Source organism: Wolbachia endosymbiont (group A) of Eristalinus aeneus, assembly GCF_964026915.1.
GTDB lineage: Bacteria > Pseudomonadota > Alphaproteobacteria > Rickettsiales > Anaplasmataceae > Wolbachia > Wolbachia pipientis.
The window spans coordinates 312,728-323,790 of the sequence record NZ_OZ034712.1; the positions used below are offsets into that span (position 1 = coordinate 312,728).

An 11,063-nucleotide genomic window follows, 5' to 3' on the forward strand; every position below is an offset into this window, starting at 1 on the left:
AATATTTCATTATATAAAGCTTTTTTATATAAGCAAGTTATTTGTATTAATTTCTACGCCTTTAATCCAGCTTAAGTTAGATATTTCATAAATAACTTGAGGAGCAATTGAGTATGCACCTGGTAATAAGATGCTCACTTTATGTTTTTCGAGAAGAAGTTTTAGCATTATTTTGGTTCTGCCTTCATCTTTCAATATTGTGTTTAATTCCATAGCGGCTTTTTGCGAATCCGTGCACTCAGTGGTGAGAACTAATTCTTTTATTATAGAAGTGACTCTTTTTGTAAACTCAGATATATCCTTGCCTGCTAATCTTGTCGTATTTTCCGAAGCTTCAAGATCAATTATCACAAATGTTCCTGGTGAAAATAAATCTCTTTTTTCTTCTATTATTTCATTATTATAGAATGCTATTTCAGAAACGTTATGGGGATCAGAAAGTGTAAGGATAACAAACCTTCCACGCTCTGAAGTTCTCATACGTGCATTTAATATTACCCCAGCAGTTTTTGCTGTTCTATTTTCTCCGATAAACCCAATATTTAACTTTTCCAGAAGAGTTCTAAATTTTTCAAGTGGATGATTAGTTAAATAAAATCCTAGTGAAAATAACTCATGTTCTAATTTTTCCTCCTCATCAAAATCTTCCACATTCTCAAGTTTCGGTTTGAGGACATCAAGACTACCAAACAAAGCAGCTTGACTTGATTCTCTATCCTGTTTGTTTTTATTTGCAAAGTAAATCAGCATGTCCATTGACTCATATAGCTGCTTTCTGTTCTTATGCACGCTATCGAATGCTCCGGATTTAATCAGGCTTTCTAGCGCTCTCTTATTTATTATATGACCTGAATTTTGAATGAATTCCCATATGTCCTTACAAGCGCTTGAACGTACGTTCACTATTCCTTCCGCTATAGAAAAACCAACATTCCTCAAGGCAGCAATACCATAACGTATGCGTTCATCCTCTATTGAGAATTCAGCTTGAGACTTGTTTATATCAGGTGAAAGAACGGTAACGCCACTAAACTTTGCTGCATGATAAAATAAATTCAGTTTATCTCTATCATCAATATTCAGATTCATTAGTGCTGTAAAAAATTCTAATGGATAATTAGCTTTAAGGTAAGCCGTTTGATAAGATATAACCGCATATGCTGCAGCATGAGATTTATTGAACCCATAACCAGCAAATTTTGCAACAAGGTCAAAAATATAACTTGCCCTGTCATAATCAACGCCATTCTTCGTTGCCCCTTGGATGAAAAGTTCACGTTGTTTATCCATCTCTTCCTTGATTTTCTTACCCATGGCACGTCTTAGCAAATCTGCTTCTGCGAGACTATATCCAGAGAGAATACGCGCTATTTCCATCACCTGTTCTTGGTAGATTATTACCCCAAACGTTTCTTTTAATATTCCCTCAAGTAATGGATGAATATAATCTGGCTTTTCAAGTCCATGTTTTCTTGCAACATAAGTTGGAATGTTATCCATAGGTCCTGGACGATAAAGAGAGATTAAAGCGATGATGTCCTCAATGCAGTCCGGTTTTAGTTTAATTAAAGCTTCTCTCATTCCCGAACTTTCAAGCTGGAACACTCCAATTGAATCACCGCTTGAGAGCATCTCATAGGTTTTTTGGTCATCTAAAGGAACTGAAGAAATATCGATCTTTTGTCTATCACGATTAATTAAACGACACACATGATCTATTAGCGTTAGCGTACCAAGCCCAAGAAAATCAAATTTTATTAGCCCAGCTTTCTCCACATATTTCATGCTGTATTGAGTGATTGGCAAAGCTGAATTTGGATCATAATACACAGGAACAAAATTTTCCAACTTTTGATCACATATTACAATTCCAGCAGCATGGGTTGAAACGTGACGATATATTCCTTCAAGCTTAAGAGATATATCAAGAAGCTTTGCAATTACCTCATCACTATCCCGTTCTTTCTGCAGATTTTGATCAAACTCTATCGCTTGCGATAAAGTTACAGGATTTACTGGATTAAATGGAACCATTTTAGATATTTTATCCACTTGAGAGTAAGGCATTTGTAATACCCTCCCAACATCACGCAATACTGCCCTTGCCTGCAATTTTCCAAAAGTGATTATTTGAGCAACATAACCGTACTTTTTCTGAACATAATCAATAACCAGGTCTCTTTTTTCCTGGCAAAAATCAATATCAAAGTCAGGCATCGATATACGATCAGGATTCAAAAATCTTTCAAATATTAGGCCAAACTTTATTGGATCAAGGTCTGTAATCTGTAAGCCCCAAGCAACAATTGAGCCTGCACCAGAGCCTCTTCCTGGACCAACTGGAATGCCATTTGCTTTGCTCCAACGAATGAAATCAGAAACTATCAAAAAGTAGCCAGCGTAGTTCATCGAAGTTATCACACTCAGTTCGTAATTCAGCCGATCGTAGTATTGTTTAAGGTCTATGTCTGTCTCATTCGCAATACGGAATTCTAATCCTGCAACTGCCTGCTCCCTCAGTTCTTCATTCTCAGTTTTATTTTCTCGACAAGGAAATTTAGGCAAAATAGGCTGCCTGCTTCTTGGCATGTAAGAGCACCGCTTAGCTATCACTAAAGTGTTATGAATTGCTTCGGGAATGTCGCTGAACAGCTCCTCCATTTCTGCCACAGACTTGAAGTAATGCTCGGTAGTTAACTTCTTTCTGTTATTCTCCAGGGCATAACTCCCCTCCGATATACACGTTAATATATCATAAGCCTCATAGTCAGACCTATTTGGAAAAAACACATCGTTCGTTGCAACTAGTGGTATATTGCGCTGATAAGCAAAGTCTATCAAAGCTTCTTCAAGCTCTAGCTCTTTATTCAGCCCATGACGCTGCAATTCAACATATAAATGACCATTAAATGCTGAAAGCAGTTTTTCAACCGTTTCTTTATCTTGCCCCAACAATAGTTGAGCCAAACATCCACCGGTTAAAGCGATCAGACCTACACTTAAATTTAATAGCTCATCAAAATCAACGTAAGGAATATCGCTATTATTCTTGCGCTTTCTAAAAGACTCACTCACCAAAGTGACTAAATTAGTGTACCCTTGCTCATTTTTTGCAAGCAATAATATAGGTAAATTTTGTTCTGAATGTTTAACTATAATATTGCATCCTATTATTAGCTGTATTCCTCTACTTGCTGCATATTCTGCAAACTCAAGTGAACCAAACAAGTTACCTGAATCAGTAATTGCAACCGCTGGCATTTTATTTCGCAAACAAAGGCCGATCAGCTCCTCAATTTTAACCGAGCTTTCAAGCAGCGAATAAACACTATGAACACGTAAGTGTATGAACATAAGAAACTTTAGATCAACAAAAAAGGATAACATTAATTTACTCATGAGAACATAATTTTCATGAGAACAAAAGCCTATAAAATTCTAAAATTAAAATACAAAAACTTACTTGACAAACTCCGCCAGCTCCCTTATCATGATAGTGAAGCTATTGTATTTGCTTTCGCCAATCTGCAGATTAAAAGGTAAGGATTACTTAATGTATCGGCGTCTTATGTTCAATTTTTTGCAGTATATAGATATTGTATGTCTTTACAAAACTTCATCTACATCTAGATTTTTATCTAAATAAGCTGAACGCGCTTATAAAGCGTTACAAGACATCAAAAAATGCCAATACTCGACAGAGATAGTAAAAGACTAGCTAACTCGGGGATTCTTTGTCTTTTTTTCTGCTTAGTAAATTTCTTAAACATTTGCAGCGTAAGTTAGAGGTTGTCCGGAAATAAGTAAAAGGCTATAATATCTGAAATTTTAGTACGGGGTAAAGATGAGAAAAAAGTATCCAACAGATCTAAGCGAAAGGGAATGGGCAAGAATAGAAAAACACTTCAGAGTATCATACAAGAAAGGAGGAAGGCCGCCAAAGTATAGCAAAAGAGAAATATTAGAAGCAATTTTCTATGTATTGCGTACAGGGTGTCAATGGCGGTATTTACCAAATGATTTTCCGCTATGGAAGACTGTGTATGAGCAGTTCAGGCAATGGAAGAAGCAGGGAATTTTTGAGAAAATGAATTATGAAATTACAAAATATAGTAGAAGAAAAATAGGAAGGAATGAGCAGCCGAGTGCCTGTATAGTAGATAGTCAATCTGTAAAGACTACAGAAAAGGGAGGATCAAAGGCTATGATGGAAGTAAAAAAGTAAAGGGTAGAAAAAGGCATATAATTACAGACACTCAGGGTTTTATACTAGGTTGTTACGTAGGCGCTGCTAACGAAAATGATAGAGATGGTATTAAAATAGCATTAAACAATATGAGAACAAAATATACTAAAGTTAAAAAAATGTGGGCTGACATGGGATACCAAGGAAGAAATTTAAAGAATCACATAAAGGAAGAATATGACATAGATATTGAAATTGTTAAAAGGCCTCCATGTAGATTTTGGGTGCACAAAGATACGCCACCTGAGCTACTACCAACAAGAGAACAAGGGTTTAAAGTACAGCCAAGAAGATGGGTTGTAGAAAGGACTTTTGCTTGGGTTAATAGGAATAGAAGGCTATCGAAGGAGTATGATTTACTCACAACATCCACTGAGAATTTCATATACCTAGCTATGAGTAGGGTTATGTTAAAGAGGGAATATGCTTGAATTTACTAGTTTCCGGACAACCTCATATAGTACTTCCCAAAGTAAATGATAAAGGTATAATAAGCTATTTGAGTTATAATGGCGTATAGTGTGGATTTAAGGGAAAGGGCAGTATCGATGATAGAAAAAGGGAAGTCAAAGGTTGAGGTGGCAGAGCTTTTGGAGATAGGAATAGCAACTCTGTACCGCTGGTTAAGAAAGAAAGCCGCTGGTGAAAGCCTAAGGCCATCGAAAAACGGCAGCTTTATTCGAAAAATAGACCCAAAAATACTCGAAGAATATGTTAAAAAGAATCCAGATCATACGCTGGCAGAGATGAAACAAAATCTTGGATTTGGAATAAATTCAATTTGGTATAGGCTGAAACAGCTAAGAATTACTTTAAAAAAAAGTTACACTATATCAAGAGCGCAATCAAGAAGATAGGCAGCGATTTACCGATAAAATCTCAAAAATAGACCATTCCAGCATCTTATATATAGATGAAGCAGGAGTTGATAATAGGTTATACCGAGAGTATGGACGTGCTCCAATAGGAAAGAAAATTTATGCAGATATTCCAGGAAGAAAACGAGAGAGAATCAGTATAATAGGCGGGTGGATTGGAAAGAGATTTATTGCACCAATGACTTTCAAAGGTGGGTGTGACAAAGAGGTATTCAATACATGGTTAGAGAAGATGTTATTACCTAAATTGCCACATGGTACTACAATAGTTATGGACAATGCCACATTCCATAAAACTCCCAAAACAAAGGAGTTAATAGATAATGCTAGATGCCGTTTGCTCTATCTACCAACATATTCACCAGATTTGAACCCTATAGAGCATTGTTGGAATACCATCAAAAGCCGCCTCAGACCTTTAATGCATAAATATACAGACTTACAACTTTTGGTTGGTAATACCATAATGGAAATTTATCATTCATTTTAGAAAATACTATACTTGGATGACAAAAGAAGAAATACTAGACTTTATACCTTTTGCACTCAAATTCACATAAATCATGAATTATGCACGTTTCACACGAAGGTTTCTGTGCTTTGCAAACATATCTACCATGCAAAACTAGCCAATGATGAGCATAAAGCAGGTATTTTTTGGGAACCACATTTAAAAGAGATTGCTCTGTTTTAAACACATCTTTTTCTTTCACAAGCCCAATTCTATTGCTCACTCTAAAAACGTGAGTATCAACTGCCAATGTTGAAATGCCAAGCCCTGAATTTAAGAACACATTAGCGCTCTTTCTCCCCACTCCAGGCAAAGACACCAAATCATCAAAATTAGTAGGTACTTTGCTGTTGTATCGTTCTACCAATATTTTACTAAGCCCGATTATATTTTTTGCTTTGGAATTATATAAACCAATACTGCTTATGCATTTTTTCAGCTCACTCTGCCCAAAGCTCAGCATTTTTTCTGGCGTATCAGCGATATTAAATAGTTCTCTTGTAATTTTATTAACGCTTACATCAGTTGTCCGCGCTGATAAAACTATCGCAACCAGTAACGTAAAATGATTGGTATAATTTAGCTCTATTTTTGGCGCAGGATTTGATTGTTGAAACTTTTCAAATATTAGTTCTACTTTTTTTGAGTCCATGCATAGAGCTAAAAGTTTATACTATACCGTAATATTCTACTATGCAAATTCAACCGCTTGAGGTCTAGGTGGCTGTTCAGTGTTAACATCAGACATATTAGTGTTCACTTCATCGAAATTCCTCTCAGCAAATTCGCTTGCCACCTCTGTAAAACACTTTCTAACAAGAGGCATAATTATTGGCATTAATAGCCTTCGTGGATCATACCGTCCTAACAGATCAGTTTCCTTTTGCACTCTATCTCTTAGATCTTCCTCAAGTAAATCTTTCATGTGTTTTTCAGTGTATATTTCACAAGCCTTTGAAAATGTAGGACTAAATATCTCAGTAGCTAGCAGTGCTAACAATGACAAAGTACCAAATATTGTCACATCAACATAAAAACTGCCAGAGATAAAACCCTCTATCATTAAAGAAGTAAAAAAGACAGGCAAAGGGTAAAAAACAAAAAGCTTATAGCATAAGTAAATACAATTTATTCTATTCACATATTGATCAGTAGAAATTTCAGAGTTTTTGTATTTTTTTTCGTAATGTTGTGTTAAAGCAGATAAAATCTCTGTCATAATAAGATTTAATGCTACTAGTGGCAAGCATAAACACATCAAGGTATCACTGGCAATTAACCAAGTAGGCAAGAAACAATAGCAATAAATTGCTTCAGCAAAAGCTAAAAAAAGTAAAGTATTTACTTTTTTCTTTAAAGTACTAGATAGCAAATCGTCTCTACGCTTTATAAACTTTTGCATTAGCGCTTGTTTGTCTTCCCTTATTAAACTTCCATTCTTTGTTAAAGGGGCGATATAACTAAATAATTGTATGTTAGGTTTAAGCAAGTGTTCGTCAAGCTCATTTCTCAGCTCTTTGACTTTATCATCGAAAAGTGAGCTATATCTTGGCCAAGAATTTATATAATGGATTAATTTATTTTGGTGTTGCAGATCCTGTATTAGCGAGCTGCTTTTTTTTTCAAGTATAGAAGCAAGCTCAGCAAAATTCCTTCCTCTAACTTCCTCTTCAGTGATATTCAATTTTTCAAATAATTTCTTCCTATAATGGAATTCACGCGCTGTTAAATGCCCATCACTTTCAGCATCAACGCTAATTTTAACACAAGGGTCCCCTGACTTTAAAGGTTCAATATATGCATTTAATTCTTTATAAGCTTTGTCAAGATTTTTAAATCTTTCTTCATTTCCACCTTTATCAGGGTGGTGTACAAGAATCAATTTTCTATATTGTTTTTTTAAAACGCTACTAAGCTCTTGATGATCCTTACCTATAACTTGCTTAGCTTCTATTTCCAATACGTTGAACAGATCAGCATTATCACAAAACTCCTGACCAGTTAACTTAAAATGTTGACCCATTACTACATCTCACATAAATAAATTATATCTCTAGTATAATCTATTTAAATGTTTTATGCAATCATAAGAATGTCAAACGATCATTAAGAGAAAAACCCCTCTTTCCCATCATACAAATACAATTTGTCCATTCTCACCACGTCAAAATTGTGTTCTTCGAGTTTGATTAGCAAGTTATTTACATCACTATTTGTAATAGCTTGCTTTTCATTATTTGCGATAAACCTATAGGTTATTTGGTCACTTGAAGGTTTTGAGTTTCCTGGCCAAATCGCAAGTCCTTTTGAGTATATTGCTATCATTTGCAGATTACTTGATTCAAATAATCCTACTATTTGATCAACATTACTGGATTTGTCCCAAGCGAGAGTTATATCACTACCCACTAGCTTTTTAACTTTGTAATCTTGTTCGTAATTGTCTTGTACTTTATTTATTTTACTATCCAAATTTATTTTACTATCCGAACCACTGCCAATTATAAGCTCAGCAGGTTTCTTTCCTAAATTATCTATAACAGCTTCTGCAAATTCTTTGGTACCAACTTTCTGTTTACTTCTTTTCTCCTTATATAAATCGGCAGTGTGTATTCCATCCTCCAAAGTCTTGAGCCATGCATCGTAGATTAGTTTTGCAGTACCCACTTGACCTATGTAAATTAGCATATGCACTGCAGCATTTAAAAGACCAGAAGGATTGGCTATGTTTTTTCCTGCAATATCAGGGGCAGAACCGTGCACTGCTTCAAACATTGCGTATTCATTCCCGATGTTGCTACTTCCGGCAAGCCCCACAGATCCAGAGGTTTGTGCGACTATATCTGATAATATGTCGCCATATAAGTTCTCGGTTACTATAACATCAAAATTCTCCGGTTCTGTTGCAACACGCGCCATTCCAATATCAACTATATAATGTTCTGCCTTTATATCTGGGTATTCCTTTGCAATGCGATCAAACGCGGCATGGAAAGTTCCGTCAGTCATTTTCATGATGTTATCTTTAGTCAGGCAAGTTACTTTTTTTCTGTTGTGTTTTTTTGCATATTCAAAAGCGTACCTGCATATCTTCTCTGAGCCAGATCTAGTAATAATTTTAGTGCATTGGTAAGAGTCACCAGTGAGCCTATGCTCTATTCCGGTGTAAACGTCCTCTTCATTTTCACGTATCACTACGATATCAAACTTATCGAATTTATTTTCTATAACAGGATGATATGAAATGCATGGTCTGATATTTGCATACAACCCTAGATTTTTTCTGAGTGCAACGTTTAAGCTTTTGTGCCCTTTACCTTGAGGAGTTGTTGTCGGAGATTTTAATAATATTTTTGTCCTTTCAATTGATTCCCAACCACTTGGAGAAATTCCGTGAGACCATTCTTTACTGTAAACACGCTCCCCTATTTCAATAATATCTATTGAGATTTCCGCTTCTGCTTCGCGCAATATCGACAGCACCGCTTCCATGATTTCTGGTCCGATACCGTCGCCATATGCAACTGTGATTAGTGTTGACATAACTTCCCTAGTTATAAATGATTTAATATTAATTTAAATAATAGAGTGGCACAAGTAGCTAATATTACCCAAGTTAGTATATTTACGGTTATTTAATAACGTATTTTTATATCATATGATGATATTATGAAATATAGGTGGGGTTATGAATACTGAAATAAATGTTAAAGTAAATTATGTAGGATTTACAAGGCGTATTGTAGCAGAAATACTTGACCTCATCATATTTTCCCCTCATTTTATCTTCGGTTTTATCTATGGTGTATTCATCGTATCATTACAAGATCAAGATAAAGATAAAGACTCTTTTCAGGAACTTGCACAACTAGCAACAGAAATACCATTTATAGTTTCTACAGTGGTCGCAACATTAGTACTAACAATATCCAAAATATTAATGGTAACAAAACTTGGTGGTACCCCAGGAAAACTATTGTGTGGTATGCATATTAAAGATGCTAATACATTTACAAATGTTACCCTTATGCAAGCAACAATAAGATGTATTTCTAAGGGAAGCATCTGGATTATTTTTCGCTTTTTGCTTCATCTGCATTATCATGGTTATACTTTTCTATATCTTTTAATTGTGCTAATTTTATTTTTGTTTGCAGTATTTGATCAACGCAAACAGACTTTTTACGATAAAATTGCAAAAACAGTAGTGATAGACTATAAATCTAGTTGATATTTTTCTTTATAGGTAGTACATGGATAAAAAAGTAAACTACTCAACGATGACAAGACGTACTCTAGCATTTATAGTTGATTGTATTTTATTTATCGCAATACCATTTGGTTTAATGGCGGTGGGTTTCTCACTTACACACGCAATACAAGGGATCATGGGTGCAATAATTGTAATCACCACGATTGTATTTTCTTTATTTTTAATGATACCATGTATATTTCATATATTCATGCTAGTAAAATTTGGCGGCACTCCAGGACACTTGTTATTTAGCATGCGTGTAAAAGACAAAGATACATTTGAGTCAATCACTAGAGGTTGTCCGGAAACTAGTAAATTCAAGCATATTCCCTCTTTAACATAACCCTACTCATAGCTAGGTATATGAAATTCTCAGTGGATGTTGTGAGTAAATCATACTCCTTCGATAGCCTTCTATTCCTATTAACCCAAGCAAAAGTCCTTTCTACAACCCATCTTCTTGGCTGTACTTTAAACCCTTGTTCTCTTGTTGGTAGTAGCTCAGGTGGCGTATCTTTGTGCACCCAAAATCTACATGGAGGCCTTTTAACAATTTCAATATCTATGTCATATTCTTCCTTTATGTGATTCTTTAAATTTCTTCCTTGGTATCCCATGTCAGCCCACATTTTTTTAACTTTAGTATATTTTGTTCTCATATTGTTTAATGCTATTTTAATACCATCTCTATCATTTTCGTTAGCAGCGCCTACGTAACAACCTAGTATAAAACCCTGAGTGTCTGTAATTATATGCCTTTTTCTACCCTTTACTTTTTTACTTCCATCATAGCCTTTGATCCTCCCTTTTCTGTAGTCTTTACAGATTGACTATCTACTATACAGGCACTCGGCTGCTCATTCCTTCCTATTTTTCTTCTACTATATTTTGTAATTTCATAATTCATTTTCTCAAAAATTCCCTGCTTCTTCCATTGCCTGAACTGCTCATACACAGTCTTCCATAGCGGAAAATCATTTGGTAAATACCGCCATTGACACCCTGTACGCAATACATAGAAAATTGCTTCTAATATTTCTCTTTTGCTATACTTTGGCGGCCTTCCTCCTTTCTTGTATGATACTCTGAAGTGTTTTTCTATTCTTGCCCATTCCCTTTCGCTTAGATCTGTTGGATACTTTTTTCTCATCTTTACCCCGTACTAAAATTTCA

Annotated in this window: 9 protein-coding genes and 1 pseudogene; 5 read left to right on the plus strand and 5 right to left on the minus strand. The window is 35.2% G+C overall.

Annotation, left to right across the window (positions count from 1 at the left end; genetic code table 11):
- Positions 1-24 precede the first annotated feature (24 nt).
- Positions 25-3,354 (minus strand): DNA polymerase III subunit alpha, encoded by a 3,330-nt coding sequence (gene dnaE / locus AAGD62_RS01630; RefSeq protein WP_155969603.1) that lies wholly within the window; start codon positions 3,352-3,354, stop codon positions 25-27.
- A gap of 490 nt (positions 3,355-3,844) precedes the next feature.
- Here dnaE and AAGD62_RS01635 point away from each other — a divergent pair.
- The 3 genes and pseudogenes from AAGD62_RS01635 to AAGD62_RS01645 all read left to right on the plus strand — a co-directional run bounded on the left by AAGD62_RS01635 (position 3,845) and on the right by AAGD62_RS01645 (position 5,614).
- A pseudogene (locus tag AAGD62_RS01635) lies at positions 3,845-4,677 on the plus strand (IS5 family transposase).
- Between the two features lie 78 nt (positions 4,678-4,755).
- The gene (locus AAGD62_RS01640; RefSeq protein ID WP_155968342.1) at positions 4,756-5,103 is read left to right on the plus strand and encodes an IS630 transposase-related protein; all 348 of its coding nucleotides are present in this window, start codon (positions 4,756-4,758) and stop codon (positions 5,101-5,103) included.
- Between the two features lie 28 nt (positions 5,104-5,131).
- Positions 5,132-5,614, plus strand: a complete 483-nt coding sequence (locus AAGD62_RS01645; protein WP_231115908.1) for an IS630 family transposase — start codon at positions 5,132-5,134, stop codon at positions 5,612-5,614.
- Between the two features lie 34 nt (positions 5,615-5,648).
- On the opposite strand, the gene nth is transcribed toward AAGD62_RS01645, so the two are convergent.
- The 3 genes from nth to icd all read right to left on the minus strand — a co-directional run bounded on the left by nth (position 5,649) and on the right by icd (position 9,178).
- Complete coding sequence (gene nth / locus AAGD62_RS01650; RefSeq protein WP_155969093.1) at positions 5,649-6,287, minus strand: endonuclease III; 639 nt, start codon at positions 6,285-6,287, stop codon at positions 5,649-5,651.
- 39 nt (positions 6,288-6,326) lie between these two features.
- A complete protein-coding gene (locus tag AAGD62_RS01655) occupies positions 6,327-7,658 on the minus strand; it encodes a DnaJ domain-containing protein (RefSeq protein ID WP_155969095.1) in 1,332 nt (443 codons plus the stop codon).
- Positions 7,659-7,741: 83 nt separating this feature from the next.
- Positions 7,742-9,178: an isocitrate dehydrogenase gene (gene icd, locus AAGD62_RS01660; protein WP_155969097.1), complete on the minus strand. Its 1,437-nt coding sequence runs from the start codon at positions 9,176-9,178 to the stop codon at positions 7,742-7,744.
- 145 nt (positions 9,179-9,323) lie between these two features.
- On the opposite strand from icd, the gene AAGD62_RS01665 reads away from it, so the two are divergent.
- Positions 9,324-9,866, plus strand: coding sequence for an RDD family protein (locus AAGD62_RS01665; RefSeq protein ID WP_155969099.1), 543 nt, complete (start codon positions 9,324-9,326; stop codon positions 9,864-9,866).
- A gap of 22 nt (positions 9,867-9,888) precedes the next feature.
- Complete coding sequence (locus AAGD62_RS01670) at positions 9,889-10,233, plus strand: RDD family protein (RefSeq protein WP_231115828.1); 345 nt, start codon at positions 9,889-9,891, stop codon at positions 10,231-10,233.
- Here the strand turns inward: AAGD62_RS01670 and AAGD62_RS01675 are convergent.
- Positions 10,208-11,040 (minus strand): IS5-like element ISWpi1 family transposase gene (locus AAGD62_RS01675; protein WP_094189578.1). Its coding sequence is split into 2 segments (ribosomal slippage): positions 10,208-10,671 and positions 10,671-11,040, totalling 834 coding nucleotides; the frame shifts between segments, so codons are not numbered across the junction. The genes AAGD62_RS01670 and AAGD62_RS01675 overlap by 26 nt on opposite strands.
- Positions 11,041-11,063: the final 23 nt, after the last annotated feature.

What these genes read in the sequence shown, in the direction of transcription:
- dnaE (WP_155969603.1), bottom strand. Translation starts at nt 3,354, where the DNA reads ATGTTCATACACTTACGTGTTCATAGTGTTTATTCGCTGCTTGAAAGC.
- AAGD62_RS01640 (WP_155968342.1), top strand. Translation starts at nt 4,756, where the DNA reads ATGGCGTATAGTGTGGATTTAAGGGAAAGGGCAGTATCGATGATAGAA.
- nth (WP_155969093.1), bottom strand. Translation starts at nt 6,287, where the DNA reads ATGGACTCAAAAAAAGTAGAACTAATATTTGAAAAGTTTCAACAATCA.
- AAGD62_RS01655 (WP_155969095.1), bottom strand. Translation starts at nt 7,658, where the DNA reads ATGGGTCAACATTTTAAGTTAACTGGTCAGGAGTTTTGTGATAATGCT.
- icd (WP_155969097.1), bottom strand. Translation starts at nt 9,178, where the DNA reads ATGTCAACACTAATCACAGTTGCATATGGCGACGGTATCGGACCAGAA.
- AAGD62_RS01665 (WP_155969099.1), top strand. Translation starts at nt 9,324, where the DNA reads ATGAATACTGAAATAAATGTTAAAGTAAATTATGTAGGATTTACAAGG.
- AAGD62_RS01670 (WP_231115828.1), top strand. Translation starts at nt 9,889, where the DNA reads ATGGATAAAAAAGTAAACTACTCAACGATGACAAGACGTACTCTAGCA.